Annotated in this window: 24 protein-coding genes; 15 read left to right on the forward strand and 9 right to left on the reverse strand. The window is 69.5% G+C overall.

Annotation, left to right across the window (positions count from 1 at the left end):
- Positions 1-35: 35 nt before the first annotated feature.
- The 5 genes from ACQ3HE_RS07490 to ACQ3HE_RS07510 all read left to right on the forward strand — a co-directional run bounded on the left by ACQ3HE_RS07490 (position 36) and on the right by ACQ3HE_RS07510 (position 4,572).
- On the forward strand, positions 36-932 hold the full coding sequence (locus ACQ3HE_RS07490) for a universal stress protein (protein ID WP_079705049.1): 897 nt from the start codon (positions 36-38) through the stop codon (positions 930-932).
- On the forward strand, positions 929-2,506 hold the full coding sequence (locus ACQ3HE_RS07495) for an APC family permease (protein WP_079705048.1): 1,578 nt from the start codon (positions 929-931) through the stop codon (positions 2,504-2,506). Before ACQ3HE_RS07490 ends, ACQ3HE_RS07495 begins: the two co-directional genes overlap by 4 nt.
- Before the next feature lie 104 nt (positions 2,507-2,610).
- Positions 2,611-2,871, forward strand: coding sequence for a phosphoribosylformylglycinamidine synthase subunit PurS (gene purS, locus ACQ3HE_RS07500; protein ID WP_064294182.1), 261 nt, complete (start codon positions 2,611-2,613; stop codon positions 2,869-2,871).
- A complete protein-coding gene (gene purQ / locus ACQ3HE_RS07505; RefSeq protein WP_430891996.1) occupies positions 2,868-3,569 on the forward strand; it encodes a phosphoribosylformylglycinamidine synthase subunit PurQ in 702 nt (233 codons plus the stop codon). The genes purS and purQ overlap by 4 nt, the downstream gene beginning before the upstream one ends.
- A gap of 295 nt (positions 3,570-3,864) precedes the next feature.
- On the forward strand, positions 3,865-4,572 hold the full coding sequence (locus ACQ3HE_RS07510; protein ID WP_430891998.1) for a FadR/GntR family transcriptional regulator: 708 nt from the start codon (positions 3,865-3,867) through the stop codon (positions 4,570-4,572).
- Between the two features lie 233 nt (positions 4,573-4,805).
- On the opposite strand, the gene ACQ3HE_RS07515 is transcribed toward ACQ3HE_RS07510, so the two are convergent.
- On the reverse strand, positions 4,806-5,048 hold the full coding sequence (locus ACQ3HE_RS07515) for a hypothetical protein (protein WP_430891999.1): 243 nt from the start codon (positions 5,046-5,048) through the stop codon (positions 4,806-4,808).
- Between the two features lie 127 nt (positions 5,049-5,175).
- On the opposite strand from ACQ3HE_RS07515, the gene ACQ3HE_RS07520 reads away from it, so the two are divergent.
- The 3 genes from ACQ3HE_RS07520 (at position 5,176) to ACQ3HE_RS07530 (ending at position 9,281) form a co-directional block, all read left to right on the forward strand.
- Positions 5,176-6,447: an HNH endonuclease signature motif containing protein gene (locus tag ACQ3HE_RS07520; RefSeq protein ID WP_430892001.1), complete on the forward strand. Its 1,272-nt coding sequence runs from the start codon at positions 5,176-5,178 to the stop codon at positions 6,445-6,447.
- Between the two features lie 568 nt (positions 6,448-7,015).
- On the forward strand, positions 7,016-7,924 hold the full coding sequence (locus ACQ3HE_RS07525) for an NAD(P)-dependent oxidoreductase (RefSeq protein ID WP_430892003.1): 909 nt from the start codon (positions 7,016-7,018) through the stop codon (positions 7,922-7,924).
- Between the two features lie 103 nt (positions 7,925-8,027).
- Positions 8,028-9,281: a four-carbon acid sugar kinase family protein gene (locus ACQ3HE_RS07530; protein WP_430892005.1), complete on the forward strand. Its 1,254-nt coding sequence runs from the start codon at positions 8,028-8,030 to the stop codon at positions 9,279-9,281.
- Here ACQ3HE_RS07530 and ACQ3HE_RS07535 read toward each other — a convergent pair.
- Positions 9,278-9,649: a winged helix-turn-helix transcriptional regulator gene (locus ACQ3HE_RS07535; protein WP_430892007.1), complete on the reverse strand. Its 372-nt coding sequence runs from the start codon at positions 9,647-9,649 to the stop codon at positions 9,278-9,280. The two genes, ACQ3HE_RS07530 and ACQ3HE_RS07535, sit on opposite strands and share 4 nt — an antisense overlap.
- Before the next feature lie 116 nt (positions 9,650-9,765).
- Here ACQ3HE_RS07535 and ACQ3HE_RS07540 point away from each other — a divergent pair, with 116 nt between their 5' ends.
- The 5 genes from ACQ3HE_RS07540 (at position 9,766) to ACQ3HE_RS07560 (ending at position 15,182) form a co-directional block, all read left to right on the forward strand.
- Positions 9,766-10,623: an SDR family oxidoreductase gene (locus ACQ3HE_RS07540; RefSeq protein WP_430892008.1), complete on the forward strand. Its 858-nt coding sequence runs from the start codon at positions 9,766-9,768 to the stop codon at positions 10,621-10,623.
- Positions 10,624-10,836: 213 nt separating this feature from the next.
- Positions 10,837-12,540 carry an amidohydrolase gene (locus ACQ3HE_RS07545; RefSeq protein ID WP_430892010.1) on the forward strand — a complete coding sequence of 568 codons (1,704 nt, stop codon included), beginning with the start codon at positions 10,837-10,839 and terminating at the stop codon, positions 12,538-12,540.
- 1 nt (position 12,541) lies between these two features.
- Positions 12,542-13,435 carry an ABC transporter substrate-binding protein gene (locus ACQ3HE_RS07550; protein ID WP_194599353.1) on the forward strand — a complete coding sequence of 298 codons (894 nt, stop codon included), beginning with the start codon at positions 12,542-12,544 and terminating at the stop codon, positions 13,433-13,435.
- Positions 13,436-13,437: 2 nt separating this feature from the next.
- Complete coding sequence (locus ACQ3HE_RS07555; protein WP_430892011.1) at positions 13,438-14,409, forward strand: amino acid ABC transporter permease; 972 nt, start codon at positions 13,438-13,440, stop codon at positions 14,407-14,409.
- Positions 14,406-15,182: an amino acid ABC transporter ATP-binding protein gene (locus ACQ3HE_RS07560; RefSeq protein WP_274598595.1), complete on the forward strand. Its 777-nt coding sequence runs from the start codon at positions 14,406-14,408 to the stop codon at positions 15,180-15,182. The genes ACQ3HE_RS07555 and ACQ3HE_RS07560 overlap by 4 nt, the downstream gene beginning before the upstream one ends.
- A gap of 75 nt (positions 15,183-15,257) precedes the next feature.
- On the opposite strand, the gene ACQ3HE_RS07565 is transcribed toward ACQ3HE_RS07560, so the two are convergent.
- The 6 genes from ACQ3HE_RS07565 to ACQ3HE_RS07590 form a co-directional block, all read right to left on the reverse strand.
- Positions 15,258-15,476, reverse strand: coding sequence for a hypothetical protein (locus ACQ3HE_RS07565; RefSeq protein WP_064294172.1), 219 nt, complete (start codon positions 15,474-15,476; stop codon positions 15,258-15,260).
- 151 nt (positions 15,477-15,627) lie between these two features.
- Positions 15,628-16,251: an Asp23/Gls24 family envelope stress response protein gene (locus ACQ3HE_RS07570; protein WP_430892013.1), complete on the reverse strand. Its 624-nt coding sequence runs from the start codon at positions 16,249-16,251 to the stop codon at positions 15,628-15,630.
- A complete protein-coding gene (locus ACQ3HE_RS07575; protein WP_079705039.1) occupies positions 16,248-16,856 on the reverse strand; it encodes an Asp23/Gls24 family envelope stress response protein in 609 nt (202 codons plus the stop codon). The genes ACQ3HE_RS07570 and ACQ3HE_RS07575 overlap by 4 nt, the downstream gene beginning before the upstream one ends.
- Positions 16,853-17,266: a hypothetical protein gene (locus ACQ3HE_RS07580; RefSeq protein ID WP_079705038.1), complete on the reverse strand. Its 414-nt coding sequence runs from the start codon at positions 17,264-17,266 to the stop codon at positions 16,853-16,855. Before ACQ3HE_RS07580 ends, ACQ3HE_RS07575 begins: the two co-directional genes overlap by 4 nt.
- On the reverse strand, positions 17,263-17,454 hold the full coding sequence (locus ACQ3HE_RS07585; protein WP_056008790.1) for a DUF2273 domain-containing protein: 192 nt from the start codon (positions 17,452-17,454) through the stop codon (positions 17,263-17,265). Before ACQ3HE_RS07585 ends, ACQ3HE_RS07580 begins: the two co-directional genes overlap by 4 nt.
- Positions 17,451-17,909, reverse strand: a complete 459-nt coding sequence (locus ACQ3HE_RS07590; protein ID WP_079001390.1) for an Asp23/Gls24 family envelope stress response protein — start codon at positions 17,907-17,909, stop codon at positions 17,451-17,453. The genes ACQ3HE_RS07585 and ACQ3HE_RS07590 overlap by 4 nt, the downstream gene beginning before the upstream one ends.
- Before the next feature lie 241 nt (positions 17,910-18,150).
- On the opposite strand from ACQ3HE_RS07590, the gene purL reads away from it, so the two are divergent.
- Positions 18,151-20,484, forward strand: a complete 2,334-nt coding sequence (gene purL, locus ACQ3HE_RS07595) for a phosphoribosylformylglycinamidine synthase subunit PurL (protein WP_191940468.1) — start codon at positions 18,151-18,153, stop codon at positions 20,482-20,484.
- A 210-nt stretch (positions 20,485-20,694) separates the two neighbouring features.
- On the opposite strand, the gene ACQ3HE_RS07600 is transcribed toward purL, so the two are convergent.
- Positions 20,695-21,135, reverse strand: coding sequence for a GntR family transcriptional regulator (locus ACQ3HE_RS07600; RefSeq protein WP_159877654.1), 441 nt, complete (start codon positions 21,133-21,135; stop codon positions 20,695-20,697).
- A 182-nt stretch (positions 21,136-21,317) separates the two neighbouring features.
- Here ACQ3HE_RS07600 and ACQ3HE_RS07605 point away from each other — a divergent pair, with 182 nt between their 5' ends.
- Positions 21,318-22,004 (forward strand): GntR family transcriptional regulator, encoded by a 687-nt coding sequence (locus ACQ3HE_RS07605; RefSeq protein ID WP_430892015.1) that lies wholly within the window; start codon positions 21,318-21,320, stop codon positions 22,002-22,004.
- Positions 22,005-22,039 lie beyond the last annotated feature (35 nt).

Consider the following 22,039-nt stretch of genomic DNA (forward strand, 5'->3'; position numbering starts at 1 on the left):
GTCGAAGGGCGCACCCGATCGAAAGCGAACACCAGATGAGATACATCGTTGGCTACACCGATACGCCGGCGGGACGCGACGCGCTCGCGCTCGGCATCCGGATCGCTCGGACCACCGGCGCCCGGCTCGACATCGTCCTCGTGCTCGCGAACGAGGAACGCCCGACGATCACCCCGGCGGACCCCGGCTACGAACGGTTCCTCCGTGAGACGGCCGACCGCTGGCTCGCCGAGGCGCTCGACGCGGTCCCCGCCGACATCACGGCCAAGACGCACCTCGTGTACGACGAGTCGTTCGCGGAGGGCCTCTTGGAGGCCTCCCGCATCCTCGAGGGCGGGCTCATCATCATCGGTGCGGCGCGCGGCGGACTCCTCGGCCGGTTCACGCTCGGCAGCGTCGCGAACACGCTCCTGCACTCGGCGGTCGTCCCGGTCGCCCTCGCTCCGGTCGGCAGCCGCGACCTCCTCGACGCGCAGCCCACCGGCGGCACGGTCAGCCGGATCACCTGCGCGATCGGCACCCGTGCCGGCGCGCACCAGCTGCTCGACGCGGCGATCGTCGTCGCCAAGAACGCGGTCATCCCGCTCCGTCTGGTCTCGCTCGTCGCGCTCGACCAGCCCGAGGGCGCCGAGCACCCCGAGGCGACCGCCCGGGCCGAGTCGCACGCGGCGGAGGTCCTCGCCTACGCGACCGAGCACCTGCCGAAGGACATCGACGTGACCACCGAGATCGCCTCGGGCACCCGCATCGAGGACGCCGTCTCGCACCTCGAGTGGAAGCCCGCGGAGATCGTGCTCGTCGGTTCCAGCCGACTCGCCACCCCGAAGCACCTCTTCCTCGGCTCCACGGCAGCGAAGATGCTGCGGGAGCTCCCCGTACCCATGGTGGTCGTTCCCCGCGACTCCGTGCTGACCCTCGGAGACCCGACATGACTCCTCCCGAAACCACTCCCCCGCGCGACGTCGCCCACCCCGAGACGACCGCGACGGGCGCCCTCTCCAAGAAGGGCCTCGGCGCCGGCACCGTCGGCCTCGTCGGCGCGATCGTCATCGGCATCTCGTGCATCGCCCCGGCGTACACCCTGACCGGTGCCCTCGGTCCGACCGTCGCGGAGGTCGGCACCCACGTGCCGGCCATCTTCCTCGTCGGCTTCATCCCGATGCTGCTCGTCGCCTTCGGCTACCGGGAGCTCAACAGCCGCATGCCGGACTCCGGCACATCGTTCACCTGGGCGACGCGCGCGTTCGGCCCGTGGGTCGGTTGGATGGCCGGTTGGGGCCTCATCGCCGCGACCATCGTCGTGCTGTCGAACCTCGCGGGTATCGCGGTCGACTTCTTCTACCTGATGCTGTCGCAGATCTTCCAGAACCCCGACATCGCGGGCCTCACGTCGAACCCGTTCATCAACGTCATCACCTGTCTGGCGTTCATGCTCGGGGCGACACTCATCTCCTACCGCGACATGCAGACGACGCAGAAGCTGCAGTACGTGCTCGTGGGCTTCCAGTTGCTCGTGATGGTGCTGTTCGGCATCGTCGCCTTCGCCCACGTCGCGGGCGGTGACGCGTTCGACGCCCTCCCGATCTCGCTCGACTGGTTCAACCCGTTCGCCGTCGGCTCGTTCAGCGCCTTCGCCGCCGGCCTCTCCCTCTCCATCTTCATCTTCTGGGGTTGGGACGTCACGCTGACGATGAGCGAGGAGACGAAGGGGTCGAGCTCGACGCCCGGCAAGGCCGCCACGGCCACGGTCGTCATCATCGTCGTCCTCTACCTGTTCCTGTCGGTCGCGCTCATCAACTACGCGGGCGTCGGCGACGGCGAGTTCGGGCTCGGCAACGAGGACATCCAGGGCAACGTGTTCTTCTCGCTCGCGGGGCCCATCCTCGGTCCGCTCGCGATCCTCGTGTCGATCGCGGTGCTGTCCTCCTCGGCCGCCTCACTGCAGTCGACGTTCGTCTCCCCCGCGCGGACCCTGCTCGCGATGGGGCACTACGGCGCGCTGTCGCCGAAGTTCTCGAAGGTGCACCCGAAGTTCTTCACGCCCGGCTACGCGACGATCGTCTCCAGTGTCGTCGCGTCGGTGTTCTACGCGGTGATGCGCTTCATCTCCGAGGACGTGCTCTGGGACACGATCACGACCCTCGGCATGATGATCTGCTTCTACTACGGCCTGACGGCGTTCGCGTGCGTCTGGTACTTCCGGAAGCAGTGGTTCTCGAGCGCACGGAACTTCTTCTTCCAGTTCTTCTCCCCGCTCGTCGGCGGTCTCATCCTGGGCGTGCTCTTCTTCACCACGATCATCGAGAGCGCCGACCCCGACTACGGCAGCGGGTCGAACATCGGCGGTGTCGGGCTCGTGTTCATCCTCGGCATGATCATCATCGTGGCGGGCATCGTCATCATGCTCATCCAGGCGAAGCTCCGACCGGACTTCTTCCGCAACAAGACGCTCGCCCGCGGCATCGCCGGCGACGCGAACGAAGCGGACGCCGCCCTCCCGGAATGACCCGCTGACCACGACGCCCGTCCGACGCACCTCGTCGGCGTCGCGTCGTGCGCTCGGCGCTAGACTGTTCGCATCCCCGCCGCGTCGCAACGAAAGAGACCTCCGTGCCGACCATCGTCGTAGAAGTCATGCCGAAAGCCGAACTGCTGGACCCCCAGGGCAAGGCCGTCGCCGGCGCCCTCGCGCGTCTCGGCAAGAGCGAGTTCACCGATGTCCGCATCGGCAAGCGCTTCGAGCTCACGGTCGACGGCCCCATCACCGACGCCACGCGCGCCACGGTGCAGCAGATCGCCGACGACATCCTCTCGAACGCCGTGATCGAGGACGTCGTGGCCATCCACTACCCCGAGGGCTCCGAGGCATGACGATCCGTATCGGTGTCATCACCTTCCCCGGTTCGCTCGACGACCGCGACGCTCAGCGCGCGGTCCGCATGGCGGGTGCCGAGCCCGTCGCGCTCTGGCACGGCGACCACGACCTCCAGGGTGTCGACGCAGTCATCCTGCCGGGTGGCTTCAGCTACGGCGACTACCTCCGTGCCGGCGCGATCGCCGCAGTCTCGCCGATCATGACCGAGCTGAAGGACGCCGCCGGCAAGGGCATGCCGATCCTCGGGATCTGCAACGGCTTCCAGATGCTCGTCGAGGCACACCTGCTGCCCGGTGGCCTCATCCGGAACGCCCACCAGCAGTTCATCCGTCGCGACCAGCTGCTCACGGTCGAGAACGCCGACACCGCCTGGACCCACCAGTTCTCGAAGGGGCAGGAGATCACCATCCCGCTCAAGAACGCCGACGGCGGCTACATCGCCGACGCCGAGACCCTGGCGCGCGTCGAGGGCGAGGGCCTAGTCGCCTTCCGCTACGCGGGCGTGAACCCGAACGGTTCGCTCGACGACATCGCCGGCCTCACGAACCCGGCCGGCAACGTCGTCGGGCTCATGCCGCACCCCGAGCACGCGATCGAGCCGGGCTTCGGTCCCGACACCCCGCTCGCCATGCGCTCCGGTGTCGACGGTCTCGCCTTCTTCACGAGCGCTGTGCAGGCCCTCCAGGCGGTCTAGCAAACACCCGTCGTCTTCACGCCCGTCCCGATCCGTCGGGGCGGGCGTGTTGCGTCGGTGGAGGGATCCCGCAGTGCCACCCAGGTCCCTGAGCGCCGCCCCGGTCCCTGAGCCCCACCCCGGTCCCAGATCCCTACCACCCCGGTCCCTGAGCCCCAATCCGGTCCTAGAGCGCCAATCCGGTCCCCGAGCCCCAATCCGGTCCCTGAGCCCCAATCCGGTCCCTGAGCTTGTCGAAGGGCGGCCCGCACCACCGGCTACCATCAACACTGGTCGGACTAATCGAGGGGGCAGCATGGCGGAGCCGCTCGAAGCGCTCGTGGCGAGGCTCGTCGAACTGGCCACGCCGGAGCCCGGCACCACCGCGCGGCGACTGCCGCCGGAACGCGAACTCGGCGAGGCACTGCAGATGAGCCGCGGTGCCCTTCGCGAACAGCTCGCGGTCCTCGAACGGCTCGGCTTCCTCCACCGCACTCAGGGTCGGGGCACCTCCATCGACGCTCCTGGCGACGACTTCGTCCGCAGTTGGTTCACCATCTCCCGTCAGCTGGGCTACCTGTCCGACGATCAGTTCGCCCGGTCGCGCATGATGCTGGAGGAGACCGTCGCCGAGGCGGCGGCCGGGCTCGTCACCGACGAAGCGGTCGCGGTGCTGCGCGACGACGTCGATCGCATGATCGCCGCGACGCTCGCCGGGGATCACGATGCGGCGCTCGAGGCCGACGTCGACTTCCACAGCCGACTGAACGCCATCGTCGACGACCCGATCTTCCGACTCATGCACGAGGGCTTCAGTCACGTGCTCCGCGAGACGATCCGGCAGCGTCGACTCCGCGCGATCGAGGTAGAGCAGCCGGACGAGCGCGGCGTCCGGCGGACCGACAGCGTGCACTACGCCGTCGTCGACGCCCTGGCCGCTCGAGACGCCGAGGCCGCCCGACGCGCGATGCGCCGGCACTTCGAGGACTGGTTGCAGCTCGAAGCCGACGACGGCGCGAGCTGACGCGTCGCGGCCGCCACGCCGTTCGGGCCACCTCAACCGGTCCCTGCCCCTGTCGAAGGGCCCGCGGAACACATCCAAACCGGCGCACCCTCCCACTCACCAACCCCGTCGACGAGCAACCCTTCCCCGCTCCCTGAGCTTGTCGAAGGGCCAACGATGGAACCCCACGAGTCCGGCCACACCCCTCCGGCCTCCGAGTCTGTCGAAGTGCCCACGTCAGCACTTCGACAAGCTCAGTGACCGGAAGAGGCGCGCGCGAAAACCTTCCGGTCCGTGAGCCACCCTCGCCGGTCCCTGAGCAACCTCCTCCGGTCCCTGAGCAACCCCCTCCGGTCCCTGAGCCTGTCGAAGGGCACACGGGTGAACCCCGCGAATCCGGCATACCCCCTCAGGTCCCTGAGCCTGTCGAAGGGCACACGGATGAACCCCGCGAATCCGGCATACCCCCTCCGGCCCCTGAGCTTGTCGAAGGGCACGCGGAGAACCTTGCGAATCCGGTACGCCTCCTCCGCTCCCTGAGCCTGTCGAAGGGCTCACGAGCAACTTCCACAACCGGGCCGACTCAGCATCTGGAATGTCAGTGGTCCATGGTGGACTGAAGTCATGACCGAGACCACTTCCGCAGCGATCCGCGCGAGCGACGAGCGCGCCGCGCAGCTTGCGGAGTTCTCGGACGAGTACGCGGAGATCCACCGGCTGCGGGCGGCTCTCGATGCGCGCGAGGCGCGCTTGCTGGCTCGCTCTGCCGCATATGCGGACGCCCTCGCGGACTCGGTCGTTCCGGCCGTGTTCCCGCCGGCCGAACGGCAGGCGCTCTCCCGCCGCTCGACCTGCGCGGCCCTCGCGATGGCGACCCGCACGCCCGAGCAGACGGTCCAGCGGGCGACGAACGACGCGGAACGTCTCCTCAACGACGCACCCGCCGTGCTCGCCTCGCTCGAGGCCGGTCGCATCTCAGCCCGGCACGCACAGACGATCATCGACCAACTCAATGACGTGCCGACCGCGGGGCGGGCGGCATTCCTCGCTGAGGTCCTGCCGGTTGCGGAGGAGTCCACCAACGCGAACCTCCGCAGGCGAGCCCGCGTCCTGCGCGAACGCCTCCACCCCGAGTCCATCACCGCCCGAGCGGTCCGCTCGGAGACCGACCGCCGGGTCGAGTTCGAACCGGCCGCCGACGGCATGGCCTGGGTGCACCTGTTCACCACTGCACCGATCGCCCAGGGCATCATGGAGCGCGTCGAGGCCGCGGCAGTGGAGTCACGCGCAGCTGGCGACACTCGCGCCTGCGGACAGCTGCAGGCGGACGCCCTGGCGGCGCTCGCCCTGACCGGCGTGACCCCGGAAGACGTGATGTCGAGCTCGGTGCTCCCGCACCCGATCGAGGTCCAGGAGCACATCAAGCCGACCGTGCAGATCACGGTCCCGGCACTCACCATGGCCGGCGTCTCCGACGCACCCGGCATGCTCGACGGCTACGGTCCGATCGACCCCGAGACCGCGGCACGTATCGCGGTGAACGCACCGAGCTTCACCCGGATCCTCGTCCAACCGGAAACCGGTGCGGTGCTCTCCGTCGGGCGGAACCAGTACCGCGTTCCGGCCGACCTGCAACGCGCGGTCCGCCTCCGGGACGGCACCTGTCGCGCACCCGGCTGCGGCAGGCGAGCCAGGGCCTGCGACCTCGACCACTCGGTTGCCTGGGAGGACGGCGGGACGACGGATGTCGGCAATCTCGCCTGCCTCTACCGACATCACCACCGCATGAAACACCTCCCGGGATGGAACCTCTACCACGGGCCCGGCGGGGTCCTCGACTGGACCACACCCGACGGCAAACACCACCGCACCGAACCGGACCCCGCACCCTTCTAACCCCCGCCGGTCCCTGAGCCTGTCGAAGGGTTCCTCGTGCGCACTTCGACAGGCTCAGTGACCGGGAAAGGTGTACCCGGAACCGATTCGGTACCCGAGCCAATCGAAGGGTTCCTCGTGGGCACTTCGACAAGCTCAGTGACCGGAAGAGGTGTACCCGGAACGACGAGGAGTCCTCGTGGGCACTTCGACAAGCTCAGTGACCGGCAGAGGTGAACCCGGAACGCTTCGGTACACGAGCCAGTCGAAGGGTTCCTCGTGGGCACTTCGACAGGCTCAGTGACCGGGCTGGACTGTGCTCGCACGCTTTTCGGTCCCTGAGCCTGTCGAAGGGCAGCCGAGCCGCGCCACCTCGGTCATCGGGCTAGCGTCGCCCGAATCACCCTCGATCGCTGAGCTGCGCCGCAGTGCGCCTGTCGACGGGTCCTCGGGGGCATTTCGACAAGCTCAATGGCCGGAAGAAGCCGCGTACCCCGTGTCGACGGACAGCCGGGCACCCACCACCGGGCGCTTGCTCGTCCCGACATCCGCGGTTACGATTGGTCCAACCAATCCACCGGAGGACGCCATGGCATCGACGCCACTGCCCGCACGCACCATCACCTTCGTCGGCGTCGGCGCGATCGGCCTGCCGATGGCCACCCAGCTCGCCGCGGCCGGCCACCGGGTCACGGGCGTCGACCCCTTCCCCGCTGCACGGGAACGCGCGGACGCCGCCGGCATCAGCGCGGTCGAGTCGATCACCGAGGCGCCACAGGCCGACACCGTCGTGGTCATGGTCGCGACGCCCGACCAGCTCGCCGAACTCGTCACCCTCGCCCTCGCCGCCACCGATCCCTCCGGCCAGACCTGGATCATCATGAGCACCGTCGGTCCCGCCTCCGTCGTCGAGCAGGCCGCTCGCCTCGAAGCCGCGGGCGCAGCGGTCGTCGACGCCCCTGTCACCGGCGGCGTGGCACGCGCCAGCACCGGCGAGCTCACCATGTTCGTTTCCGGATCCCCCGCCGCCACCGCGGCCGCAGCGGAGCCGCTCGCCGCCCTCGGCACCGCCAGGATCGTCGGCGAAGCGATCGGCGACGGCCAAGCGATCAAGGTCGTCAACCAGCACCTCTGCGCCGTGCACATCGCCGCAGCCGCCGAAGCCCTCGCCCTCGCGTCCTCGCTCGGCCTCGACCCGGCGGCCGTCCTCCCCCTCGTCGAGTCCGGTGCGGCCGCGTCCTGGATGCTGTCGGACCGCGGACCCCGCATGCTGCAGGACACCGATGCCCCGGTGATGAGCCGCGTCGACATCTTCGTCAAGGACACCGGCCTCGTCGCCGATGCGGCGAGCGCCGCCGGAGCCGCGACCCCCGTCCTCGACGCAGCGCGCGAACGCTTCCTCGCCGCTGCGGCGTCCGGCCTCGGCGCACGCGACGACTCCCGAGTGATCGAGACCTACCAGGATGCCGGCCACCCCCGCCAGGAGACGCACGCATGAAGACCCTGATTCTCGACGACGGCACGTCGCACCGCCCAGGAGCCCCACGCATGACGCCCCAGCCCCTCGGAGCCGCACGTTCCACCACCCAGGAGACCGACGCATGAAGACCCTCATCCTCGACGACGACCCCACGGGCACGCAGTCGGCCTCCGGCGTCGACGTCCTGCTGGAGTGGGACGCCGACCTCATCGAGCAGGCCCTCGACGGAGCCGACGCGGTCTACCTGCTCACCAACACCCGCGCCGTCCCGGAGGACGAGGCCGTCGCGCTCCTGGAACGCACCCGCGAGCAGGCGGCGGAGGCCGGCCGTCGTCTCGGAGAACGCATCCACATCGTCCTCCGAGGTGACTCGACCCTGCGCGGGCACGTGTTCCCCGAGACCGCCGTCTTCACCGGGGACCGCAGCGTCATCGTGTTCGTCCCGGCCTTCCCGGAGGGCGGGCGCACGACGATCGACGGCACCCACTACGTCCGGATCGGTGACGAGACACTGCCGGCCCACGAGACGGAGTACGCCCAGGACCCCGTGTTCCCGTTCCGCTCGGGACACCTGCCGGACTACGTGCGCGAACAGTCCGGGCGGGAGGCCACCCACTTCGGTCTGGCGGGCCTCCGCGACGGCGCCGCCGAGTTCCGTGCAGCTCTCCGCGAAGCCGTTCCCGGAACGGTGCTCCTTCCGGACGCGGAGACGGGAGACGACGTCCGGATCATCGCGCAGGCCATCACGGCGGCCTGGGCCGACGGAGCCGACGTGGTCGTCCGGTCAGCGTCACCCCTCGCTGCGGCCATCGCGGGCGTCGAGAGCGACGGCCTCCTCCCCTCGCCGCTCGTCACGAAGCCGGTCGCCGCGCTCCTCGTCTGCGGCTCCCACACCATCGGTGCGACTCGACAGCTCGCGCCCGTCGAGGCGGCGTTCGGCCCCGCCGAGATCGTCCCCACGAGCGACGCCCTCCAGGATGCCGTCGCCACAGGACGGGCCGTGGCGGAGGCCGCTCGAGCGAGACTCGCCGCGACGGGGTTCGCCGCGATCTCGTCCGAGCGGGAACGGGACGCCTCGCACAATACGCTCGACCACGGCGAGCGGGTGATGACCGCACTGACGTCGGCGACCGCTGCGCTCCGAGGATCGGTGGAGGTCGTCGTGTCGAAGGGCGGCATCACCTCCGCCGAGGTCGCCCGGGTCGGCCTCGGCGCCAGGCGCGCACGCGTCCTCGGGCAGGTGCTGCCCGGGGTCTCGGTGTGGAGCGTGGTGACACCCGAGGACGAGGAGAAGCTCTACGTGGTCGTCCCGGGGAACGTCGGCGACCCGTCGACGCTCGTGGACGTCCTTGCGGCACTCGGCCGGACCGCCTAGCGTCCGAGGATCTCCGACGCGTTGTGGTCGATCCACGCCATCAAGGGCATCAGGTGCTCGTTGAGGTCGCGACCGCGGTCGCTCAGGCTGTACTCGACACGGGGCGGGATCTCGGGGTGCGCGACGCGGACGACGAGGCCGTCCTCCTCGAGCGTGCGGAGTGTCTGGGCCAGCATCTTCTCGCTGATGCCCTGGACCACCCGTCGCAGCTCACCCCAGCGATGGGTGCCGTCGGACAGCGCCAGGAGGACGAGGACGCCCCACTTGCTGGTCACGTGGTCGAGCATCGTGCGCGAGGGGCAGGCGGCGGGCAGGATGCCGTCGGTGAATCCGGGGCGTCTTCCCAGCTGCGTGTCTACGCTTGTCATGACTCATTCCTTACTCATCGGACAGTAGCTTACCTCAAAGTGGGTACTGCAGATCGGGAAGTAATGTGATCGGAAGCGGGTTCCTCCTCAGCGAACCCCATCGAAAGGACCCTCACATGTCTCTCGTCGTCACCGGAGCCACCGGCCAGCTCGGCCACCTCGTCGTCGAGCACCTGCTCGCCCGCGGCACCGACCCCGCCACCATCGTCGCCACCGGCCGCCGGACCGAGGCGCTCGCCGATCTCGCCGCGCAGGGCGTCCGCACCGCCAAGGTCGACTTCGCCGACCCGGCCACTCTCGAGGCCGCCCTCGAGGCCGGCGACACGGTCCTGCTCGTCTCCAGCAGCGAGGTCGGCCAGCGCGTCGCCCAGCACGCCGCCGTCATCGACGCCGCCAAGCGCGCCGGCGTCGCCCGCCTCGTCTACACGAGCGCGCTCCGGGCCGACACCTCCCCGCTGATCCTCGCCCCCGAGCACAAGGCGACCGAGGAGCTCATCCACGCGTCCGGCCTCCCCTTCACCATCCTCCGCAACGGCTGGTACACCGAGAACTACGGCCAGTCCGTCGACCAGGCCAAGGCGGCCGGATCGTTCGTCGGGAGCGTCGGCGACGGTCTCGTGTCGAGCGCGTCGCGCACCGACTACGCGGAGGCGGCCGCCGTCGTCCTCACCACCGAGGGCCACGAGGGGAAGGCCTACGAGCTCGCCGGCGACGTCGCGTGGTCGCACCCCGAGCTGGCGCAGGCGATCGGCGAGGTCGTCGGCCGCGAGGTCGTCTACCAGGACCTCTCCCCCGAGGACCACCTGCAGGCGCTGCTGGCCGCCGGTCTCGACGAGGGCACCGCGGGATTCGTCGTCGCCCTCGACGGCAACACCCGTGACGGACTCCTCGCCGACGCGAGCGGCGACCTCGGTCGACTGATCGGACGTCCCACGACGCCGCTGGTCGAAGGACTGCGCACGCTCGTCGCCTGAGCCACGTCGACACCTCCTGCAATCAGCCGGGCCCGGAGCGCTTGCTCCGGGCCCGTTCGCGTGCGCTGACGCTTCGGCTGAAGGATTCCGTTGCAGAAACGCGATCGGACGCACGAATCCGTCACCTCGATCCGGGTTATGCTCTCGATACCGCTAGCGCGCCGAGGATGACGCGCCGGCCAGACGGCACCACCGACGCTTCGAGCAGGTGATATGACGAGCAACGCGGACACGGTCTTCACCGGAGGCACCGTCTTCCGGAACGCCCTGCTCACGCCGCAGACCGGAGCCGTCGCCGTCGCCGACGGCCGGATCGTCGCCCTCGACGCCGCCGCACACGCGGCGATCGGTCCCGACACCGAGATCGTGGACCTCCGAGGCGGTCTCCTGCTCCCCGGCTTCGTCGACGCGCACGTCCACCCCGTCGAGGCCGGACTCGAACAACTCGCGTGCGACCTGTCGGCCGAGCGCACACCCGAGGGGTACCTCGCCACGATCGCGGCCTACGCCGAGGCCCACCCCGAGCGCCCGTGGATCGTGGGCGGCGGCTGGCAACAGGCCGCCTTCCCCGGCGGCACCCCGCTCGCCGCTGACCTCGACCGGGTGGTGCCGGACCGCCCCGTCTTCCTCCAGAACCGCGACCACCACGGCGCCTGGGTGAACACCGCGGCACTCCGCCTCGCCGGCATCGACCACACCACACCGGACCCCGCCGACGGCCGGATCGAGCGGGACGCGGACGGCACCCCGAACGGCATGCTCCACGAGGGTGCCCGTTCGCTCGTGTCCCGGTTCGTCCCCGTCGACACCGGCGGGGACGTCGCGGCCGCCCTCATCGCAGCCCAGCAGACCCTCCACAGCTTCGGCGTCACCGGCTGGCAGGACGCGATCGTCGGTGACTACGGCAGCCACACCGACACGAGCGACGCCTACCTGCAGGCGATGGCGGACGGGTCGCTCACCAGCGACGTCGTGGGCGCGCTCTGGTGGGACCGGGATCGTGGACTCGAGCAGATCGACGACCTCATCGCACGCCGCGACGCGATCGCACGCCGCGCCGCAGCCCTCGGGACGACGACCGGGCGCTTCACCGCGGGCACCGTCAAGATCATGCAGGACGGCATCCCCGAGAACCGGACCGCCGCGATGATCGACCCCTACCTTCACACCTGCCACTGCGGCGACACCGCGCCCGAGCGCGGCATCTCCTTCTTGGAGCCCGCGATCCTCATCGAGGCGGTCTCGAGGCTCGACGCCGCGGGGTTCCAGGTCCACTTCCACGCGATCGGCGACCGGGCGGTCCGCGAGTGCCTCGACGCCCTGGAGGCCGCGCGGGAGCGCAACGGCGAGAGCGACAACCGGCACCACATCGCGCACGTGCAGATCGTCCACCCCGACGACCTGCCGCGGTTCGCCCGACTCGGCGTCACGATGAACATGCAGGCGCTCTGGGCCACGTGGGAGCCCCAGATGGTCGAGCTGAACCTGCCCCTGCTCGGCGAGGAACGCGCCTCCTGGCAGTATCCGTTCGGCGATGCGGCACGACTCGGCACCCTGCTCTGCGCCGGATCGGACTGGCCCGTCACGACCCCCGACCCGTGGCAGGCCCTGCATGTGGCGGTCAATCGGACGCTCCCGGCCGACGATCCCGACCACCACCCCGAACCGCTCAACCCGGGACAGTCGCTGACGCTCGGGGCGGCGATCGCCGCGTACACGCACGGGTCCAACCGGATCGACCACCGCGACGACACCGGAGTGATCGAGGTCGGCGCCGTCGCAGACCTCGTCCTCGTCGATCGCGACCCGTTCGCCGGCCCCACCACCGAGATCGCGCACACCAGGACCGTCGGGACCTGGATCGCCGGACGCCGCGTCTTCACCTCCACCACCACATCAACCGAGCAAGGAACCTGACATGAAGAACCGATACCTGCTCCCGGCCGCACTCACGGCCGCCGCCGCGCTGCTGCTCACCGGCTGCGTCAACAACGAGGTCGCCACACCCGACGCCACCGGCTCCACGGCCGCGGTGACCGTCGACAAGGCCGCCGAGGCCCTGCTCCCCGACGACATCCGTCAGGCCGGCAAGCTCATCCTCGGCACCGACGCGACCTACGCGCCCAACGAGTTCAAGGACGCGAACGGCGACCCGATCGGTTGGGAGATCGAGCTCGCCGACGCGATGGCCGGCAAGCTCGGCCTCACCACCGACTACCAGGTTGCGAAGTTCGACAACATCATCCCGAGCATCACCGGTGGCAAGTACGACGTCGGGCTGTCGTCCTTCTTCGACACCAAGGAGCGTCAGCAGCAGGTCGACATGGTCGACTACTTCACGGCCGGGATCCAGTGGGCGACCCTCGCGGGCAAGTCCGTCGACCCCGACAACGCCTGTGGGCTGAAGGTCGCCGTCCAGAACGGCACGACGGAGGCCCTCGACGACGTCCCCGCCAAGTCACAGGCCTGCACCGACGCCGGCAAGCCCGCGATCGAGGCCCTCGGCTACGACACGCAGGACGAGGCGACGGCAGCGGTCACGCTCGGCCGCGCCGACGCGATGACCGCCGACTCCCCGGTCGTGCAGTACGCCGTCCAGCAGAGCGACGGGAAGCTCGAACTCTCCGGTGACGTCTACTCCACGTTCCTCTACGGCATGCCGATCGCCAAGGACCGTGGCGACCTCGGCAAGGCCCTCCAGGCCGCCCTGCAGTCCCTCATGGACGACGGCACCTACGGCTCGATCCTGAGCAAGTGGGGCGTCGAGTCCGGCGCCATCGACAAGATCGACATCAACGGCGCGACGAGCTGACCGTGAGCGACTCCAGAACCACCGGAACGGCGTCCGCGCCCCCGGTGCCGTTGAAGGTCGTCAAGCTCCGCCATCCGTGGCGGAACGTGTTCGCCGTCATCATCGTGCTGTTGCTCGTCGCCTTCGTGGTCGACGCGGCGACGCGACCGGCGTACGACTGGCCGGCCGTGGGCAAGTACGTCTTCGACCGGCGGATCACCATGGCAGCGCTCATCACGCTGCAGCTGACGGTGTACTCGATGATCGGCGCCATCGTCCTCGGCGTCGTGCTCGCGATCATGCGACTGTCGCCGAACCCGGTGCTCAAGGCCATCGCATGGGGCTTCGTCTGGCTGTTCCGCGGGACGCCGGTCTACGTGCAGCTGGTCTTCTGGGGCCTGCTCGCGACGATCTATCCGACGCTCAACATCGGCCTGCCGTTCCTCCCGCCGATCGCGCAGCTGCCGACGGACGCCGCGCTGAACACCTTCTGGATCGCCGTCATCGGGCTGGCGCTCAACGAGGCCGCCTACATGTCGGAGATCGTGCGCGCCGGTCTGCTGTCGGTGGACCGCGGACAGGAGGAGGCGTCGACGGCGCTCGGGATGAGTTGGGCGCAGACGATGCGGCGGGTCATCCTGCCGCAGTCGATGCGGATCATCATCCCGCCGACGGGCAACGAGGTGATCTCGATGCTCAAGACCACCTCGCTCGTGACGGCCGTCCCGTTCACGCAGGAGCTCTACACGAGGTCGCGGGACATCTCGTCCGAGACGTTCAACCCGATCCCGCTGCTCATCGTCGCGTCGCTCTGGTACCTGCTGTTCACCTCGGTCCTGATGGTGGGTCAGTACTTCCTGGAGAAGCGGTTCGCGCGCGGGCTCACCAGGATCGACGCGGGGGCACCGGTCACGACCGAGGCCATCCAGGTCCAGGAGACCGAGGCGCGCGCCAAGCAGAGTCCTGCCGACGGCGAGAGCGGAGAACGACGATGACGATCACGGACACGACCGACATGGTCCGCGCCGAGGGCGTGGTGAAGTCCTTCGGCTCGAACACGGTCCTCAAGGACATCTCGCTCACGGTACGACGCGGCGAGGTGATGTGCCTGGTCGGGCCGTCGGGCTCCGGCAAGTCGACCTTCCTGCGCTGCATCAACCACCTGGAGCGGGTCGACGGCGGACGGTTGCTCGTCGAGGGTGACCTCATCGGCTACCGCGAGCGGGGCGACAAGCTCTACGAGTTGAAGCCCAAGGAGGCGGCGAAGCAGCGGCGCGACATCGGCATGGTGTTCCAGCGGTTCAACCTGTTCCCCCACATGACGGCGCTCGAGAACATCATCGAGGCACCCATGCAGGTGAAAGGCCAACGGCGCGCGGTCGCCGAGCAGCGCGGCCGGGAACTCCTGGACCGGGTCGGTCTGAGCGACAAGGCGGCGGCGTACCCCGGCCACCTGTCAGGCGGTCAGCAGCAGCGGGTCGCGATCGCGCGGGCCCTCGCGATGGACCCGAAGCTCATGCTGTTCGACGAGCCGACCTCGGCACTCGACCCGGAGCTGGTCGGCGAGGTCCTCGACGTCATGAAGGGACTCGCGAAGGACGGCATGACGATGATCGTCGTCACGCACGAGATGGGGTTCGCCCGGGAGGTGGCCGACTCACTCGTGTTCATGGACGGCGGCGTCGTCGTGGAGACGGGAGCACCTCGCGAGGTGCTCGCCAACCCGCAGCACGCCAGGACGCGGGCGTTCCTCTCGAAGGTGTTGTGAGCACGAACGCCACCCGCTCCCCCAGACTGGGGCGAGCGGGCGGCGTTCCACCCGGGGACGGGCGGGCGACGGGACTCAGTGGAGCTTCTTCTGGACTTCCTTCTGGGCCTTCGCCGTGGCCTTCTTCGCGTTCTTCACGGCCTTCTTGCGCGCCTTCTCGACGCGAGGGTCGTTCCAGAACTCTTCTGCGGCGTGCTTGATCTCGCGGTACCGGGTGCGTCCGGCCTTCGCGCCGAGCGTGTAGGCACCGAAGGCGATGAGGCCGACGATGATGAGGAGGATCTTCTTACCCATGGTGTTGCTCCCTCTCCCACGGATCGCCGTGGGGCGTTGATGTGTCCCGATGGTTCTTCCCGCGACACTGGCATTCTGCGACGCGCGGCTGCGGATCAGCCGATTCGGACGGGGGCTTGCAATTGCGCCGGCACGTCCGGATCAGTGACGGTCACTGGAGGACGCGCTTCGGCTTGGCGGCGCGGAAGCCGCCACCGACCTCGACGAGGACGGGGAGCTCGACGCCGAGCAGGCGGTCGAGCGACTCCACCGCCGTGCTGACGGTCTCCACCGCCGTGCGGGGCGAGACGCCGCGCCGGCAGGTGACGGCGACCTTGAGCGCCTGCGCCCGGTTCACGTTCCAGGCGGAGACGCGGACGGATGAGAACGCTTCGGTGTCGTCGAGCGCATCGCCGAGCGCGTTGGCCGCGACGTCCGTCTCGAGCACGATGTCGCCGTGCTCGACGGTCGCGCGATGCACGACGCCGGAACGGCCACGACCCTGACGCAGGACGAACGGGATGAGCAGGGCGGCGACGATCACGAGCAGCACGATCCCGGCGATCGGGACGAGGACCGGGGCCGTCTGTCCGGCGTCCGCGCCGGGCGCAGCGGCGAACGGGTTCCAGGCGAACCAGCCGTCGATCGTGTCGAGCACCGCGTCACGGTTGTCGCGCCACCAGTCGGCGACGACGGGCACGGTGACGACGGCGAGCGCCGCCGCCCCGATCACGACGAACACGAGTCCGATGAGGAGGATGAGCAGACGGTTCAGTCCGCGGTTGGTGGAGTTCACTGTCCGACCTTCCCGTTCGACGAGATGGAGGTGGTCGCCCGGAGCGACGGCTGCAGGCCGAACGCGTCGAGGTCGGCGGCGACGGCGCGGTCGACCTCGGACCGGTCGACGGGCATGCCGCTGGCGGGGGTGATCCGGATCGCGGCGCTCCGCCGGCCGACGGCCACGGAGGTGCCGTCAGGATGCGTGGCAGCCGTCGTCGAAGCGCGCTGTGCGAGGGCCGACGCGATGACCTCGTCATCGACGACCGCGAGTACGCGCCCGGTCGACAACAGATGGCGGTGACGACGCCCCGGTCCGAGCGCGATCCCGATGAGGACCACCCCGAGCAGGAGCACGAGTGCGCCTGCGACTGCGAGGATGACGGGCTGCGTCGTCGGCAGGCTGGCCGCGGCTCCCGGGATCTCACCCGGGGCGACGAGGAGCGGGCGGACGCCGATGAGGGCGAGCACCGTCTCCACGGCGATCCAGAGCGCGACGAGCACGAGCAGGACCGCGAGGAGGATCGCGGCGGTCGAGCGCGGCGAGTGCAGTTCGCGGCGAGCCAGGCGCCGGAGCACCCGCGTCGGGCCGGTGACCGGGGTCGTGGCTGCTGTTGCGGTCATGAGACGCGTCCTTCCTGGTCGATCTCGAGTCCGCTCACGCGGATGGAGACGCGCGAGACGCTCGAACCGGACAACTGCTCGACGCGAGCGGCGATGGCACCGGTGGCGGCCGAGACCCGTTCGACGATGGAGCCCCCTGAACGCTGGAGCGCGTCGGGGGTGGCCGAGACGCGCGCCAGTGGGATCGCGCGCATCGGCGAGGTGACGATGAGCGCGAGTGCACCCCGGTCGTCGGCGAGCTCGACCTTCACGCGTCCCGCCGGGACCCCGAGCGATTCGGCCGCGATGTTCACGGCGACGTGCTCGAGGGCCTTCGCGGTGATCCGCGTCCGGCCCGGCCCGCCGTGCGGGTGCACGCCGGGAGCTTCGGCGACCGAGGGGACACCCCGGTCGAGGACGGCGGTGGTCATGACGAGACGCGCTTCCCGCGGACGGCGTCGACGATCGCGTTCAGGTCGGTCTGGCCGGTGACGATGCGGGCCACGAGGGCGCCGATCCCCATCGCGACCGCGACGAACACGAACGCCCAGAACCCGAAGGCCACCCAGCTGAGTGCGAGGACGGCACCGATCAGGATGCCGGTGTTGGTGGCGGTCACTGGACTCGCGCCTCGGCGTTCTGGTCCTCGTCGTCGGACGGGATGAAGACGTCGCTGACGGTCACGTTGACCTCGGTGACCTCCATGCCGACGAACTGCTCGATCGCGCGGATGATGGAGGCGCGGACCTCACTCGCGACGGCCTGCAGGTCGACCGGGTAGTCGGCGACGATCACGACGTCGACGGCGACCTGGGTCTCGCCGACCTCGACGCGGATGCCCTGCGACAGGTCGGAGGAGCCGATGGCGTCGCGGATGGCACCGAAGGCACGGGCTGCGCCACCACCGAGGGCGTGCACGCCGCGGACCTCGCGGGCTGCGATGCCGGCGATCTTCGCGACCACGCCGTTGTCGATGACCGTCTTGCCGTGGGTGTTCGTCTGCGTGGCGGCGTTGTTCTCGCCGACGACACCCTTCGTGACGGTGGGCTTCGGGGAGTTGGTGGTGTTCGACATGGTGTTGCCCTTCCTGGTTCGTCTCGAGCGAGCGGTTGATCGCTTCGTTGGTGATAGGACGCAACCATCGCACCGATCGTCACGGTCGATCTCGAAGCTCGTGAAGAGACCGCGAATCAGGCACCGCACCGTGACGAATCGGCGTCGACCTCCGACGCCCATCCGAGGATCTGTTCGTCGCCGCGCGCCGCTAAGATTGGTGGGTCCGGCATCCCACCACTTCCTTTGGAGTCCTGCCCTCGTGACGACCACCACCCCCACCAGCTCCGCCGTCGCCGACACCGTCGAGAACGCCGTCGCGACACCGGACCGCGAGCAGCCCTACGGCGCCCTCGGCCTGAAGGCCGACGAGTACGCGAAGATCCGCGAGATCCTCGGCCGTCGTCCCACGAGCGGCGAGCTCGCCATGTACTCGGTCATGTGGAGCGAGCACTGCTCCTACAAGTCCAGCAAGATCTACCTGCGCCAGTTCGGCCAGAAGGTCACCGACGACATGAAGAAGAACCTCATGGTCGGCATGGGCGAGAACGCCGGCGTCATCGACGTCGGCGAGGGCTGGGCCGTGACCTTCAAGGTCGAGAGCCACAACCACCCCTCCTACATCGAGCCCTTCCAGGGTGCGGCCACGGGCGTCGGCGGCATCGTCCGCGACATCATCTCGATGGGCGCCCGACCGGTCGCCGTCATGGACCAGCTCCGCTTCGGCGACATCGACCACCCCGACACCGCGCGCGTCGTGCACGGCGTCACCGCCGGCATCTCCTCCTACGGCAACTGCCTGGGCCTGCCGAACATCGGCGGCGAGACCTACTTCGACAAGGTGTACCAGGGCAACCCGCTCGTCAACGCCCTGTCGGTCGGCGTCCTGCGTCACGAGGACCTCCGCCTCGCCAACGCCTCGGGCGTCGGCAACAAGATCGTCCTCTTCGGTGCCCGCACCGGTGGCGACGGCATCGGCGGTGCCTCCATCCTCGCGTCCGACTCCTTCGACGCGAACGGCCCGACGAAGCGTCCGGCCGTCCAGGTCGGCGACCCGTTCGCCGAGAAGGTGCTCATCGAGTGCTGCCTCGAGCTCTACCGCGACAGCCTCGTCGAGGGCATCCAGGACCTCGGTGCCGCCGGCATCTCCTGCGCCACGAGCGAGCTCGCGGCCAACGGCGACGGCGGCATGTTCGTCGAGCTGTCGCACGTGCTGCTGCGGGACCCCTCGCTCACGCCCGAGGAGATCCTCATGTCGGAGTCGCAGGAGCGCATGATGGCGGTCGTCGAGCCGGGCAAGCTCGACGCCTTCCTCGCCGTCACCGACAAGTGGGACGTCGAGACCTCGGTGCTCGGTGAGGTCACCGACACCGGCCGCCTCGTCATCAACTGGCACGGCGAGGAGATCGTGAACGTCGACCCCTCGACCGTCGCGGTCGACGGCCCGGTCTACGAGCGCCCGGTCGCCTACCCCACCTGGATCGACGCCCTGCAGGCCGACTCCGCGTCGGCCCTCCCCCGCACGGACGCCCCTGCCGAGCTGGAGCAGCAGTTCCGCTCCCTCCTCGGCTCGGCGAACCTCGCCGACAAGAGCTGGATCACCAACCAGTACGACTACTACGTCATGGGGAACACGGCGCTGTCCTTCCCCGACGACGGCGGCATGATCCGTGTCGACGAGGAGTCCGGCCTCGGCTTCGCCATCGCGACCGACGCGAACGGCCGCTACTGCCAGCTCGACCCGCGCCAGGGCGCGCAGCTCGCGCTCGCCGAGGCCTACCGCAACGTCGCCGTCACCGGTGCCGTCCCGGCCGCCGTCACCGACTGCCTGAACTTCGGCTCGCCGGAGAACCCCGAGGTCATGTGGCAGTTCTCCGAGGCCGTCGCCGGCCTGTCGGACGCCTGCCTCGAGCTCGGCGTGCCGGTCACCGGCGGCAACGTGTCGTTCTACAACCAGACGGGCGACGTCCCGATCTTCCCGACGCCCGTCGTCGGCGTCCTCGGCGTGATCGACGACGTCGCGCGCCGCATCCCGAGCGGATGGCAGGACGAGGGCGACAACCTCTACCTCCTCGGCACCACGTCACTCGAGCTCGACGGCTCCGCCTGGGCCGGGACGATCCACGACCACCTCGGTGGCCTGCCGCCGAAGGTCGACCTCGCCGGCGAGAAGACGCTGGCCGAGCTGCTGCACGCCGCAGCTAAGGAGGGTCTCGTGTCCTCCGCCCACGACCTCTCCGACGGTGGTCTCGCCCAGGCGCTCGCAGAGAGCGTCATGCGCTTCGGTGTCGGTGCCCGGGTGTTCCTCGGCGAGCTGCTCACGCGCGACGGCGTCGACCTCACGACGGCGCTCTTCTCCGAGTCCACCGGACGCGTCATCGTCTCGGTGCCGCGCGAGGACGACGTCAAGTTCCAGGGTCTGTGCGAGGGCCGCGGCTACCCGGTGCTCCGCATCGGCGTGACCGACGCCTCGGCCGTCGGCGACGCGACCGAGCCCGCCCTCGAGATCCAGGACGTCCTGACCATCCCGGTCTCCGAACTGCGTCGGGTGTCCAAGAGCGTGCTCCCCGAGCGGTTCGGCCCGGTCATCGGCTGAGCGACCCGCCCCCACACAGCCCCTGCGCCCGACGGCGTGGGGGCTGTGTCGTTTCTGGATGGGGTTCGAGACGCCGGGTGGGCGGATACCCGAAACCCACCCACCCGACTCACCACCGGGCGCTCGAGCCAGGAACCCGAATGTCCTGACCGGCGTCTCCGGCAGTGGTGTCGCAAGCGACGACTTCAGCATATCAGCATTTGGAATGCTTCACGGAAGCGTCGCGGCCATGCCCCACAGTCGTTCCACGGCCAGTTCCGCGGCGATCGCGTCCCCCTCCGCGACCGCGTCCCGGAGGATCGGGAAGTCCACCGCGAGTGACGGCCAATCGAGCCAGTCGGTGTCGGCGGTGACCTCGAGTTGCGGCGAGAGCAGCGCGAGTGCGTCGCGAGCGGTCGTGACCAGGATGCGATTCGGGCAGAGGGCGACGAGATGGTCCATGAGCGGCCACGAGAGCTCGGCGTAGGCGACCGGGTCCTGCAAGCCGATCACTCGCGACACCTCGTCCAGCTCGGCGACGAGCGCCGCTCGGTCGGCGTCCTCGAGGACGGGCACGGTCACCCGCGTCACGCCGCCCAGCAGCGCCCCGAGCGTCTGGAAGAGATGGATCCGCCGATGGCGGGGCCTGCTGGCCGTCGAGTCCGTCGACATGCGTCCCACCTTCCTGCCGCTCCGGGGTGCGCCCGTGCGCGCCAGGATAGCAAGGCCCGGCGCACTCGGCTACACCTGTGCATCCGGCATGTTCACCAACACATGAGGCACAAAACTATCCAACACACCTTGGATATCGGTATTCTGAACTGGTCATATCCCAGCTCGACGATCGGAGTCCCATGCCTGTTCCCAAAACCGTCGAGACGAGCCCTCGGAAGCTCCTGCGCGACATCGTCTTCGAGCAGCTCCTGACCGCGATCGAGGACGGCACCCTCGAGCCCGGCGAGCGCCTCAACGACGAAGAGCTCGAGAAGTGGCTCGGCGTCTCGAGGACCCCGATCCGCGAAGCGATCAGCAAGCTCGCCGACATCGGACTGGTCGAGACCGCACCGCAGCGGTACACCCGAGTCGCGAAACCCACCGCCGAGCAGTACGCCGAAGCACTGCGCCTCCTGAACGGCTTCCACGAGCTCAGCGCACGGTGGAGCATCCCGCAGTTCACCGACGAGGACGTCGCGGCGTTCCGCGAGCTCGGCGACGCGGTGCTCGCGGACATCGAGGCGCGTGACAAGCACGTCCTCCGGTCGTCCTCCGCCTTCGCCGACTTCATGGTCGAGCGTTCGGGCAACTCGCTGCTGCAGCAGGTCGCCCGTCAGATGAACACCCGGGTGACCTACACCTCGCTGCCGACGATCGGCTTCTTCCAGTGGGACATCTTCGCCGCCTACGTCACCGGGCTGGTCGCGGCTGCCGAGGCACGTAGCGCCGGGGAGGCCGAGCGCGTCATGCGCAAGCAGGCCGAGGCCACCGACGCCTTCCTCGAGCAGGTCATCGCCGCCGGTGGAGGACTGCCCGCCGCGAGCTAGCCGGCGACCGCTGACGAACAGCGGAACGTCACAGA

Origin of the sequence: Plantibacter auratus (assembly GCF_050587365.1) — a bacterium.
In the GTDB taxonomy this organism is placed as follows: Bacteria; Actinomycetota; Actinomycetes; order Actinomycetales; family Microbacteriaceae; genus Plantibacter; species Plantibacter auratus.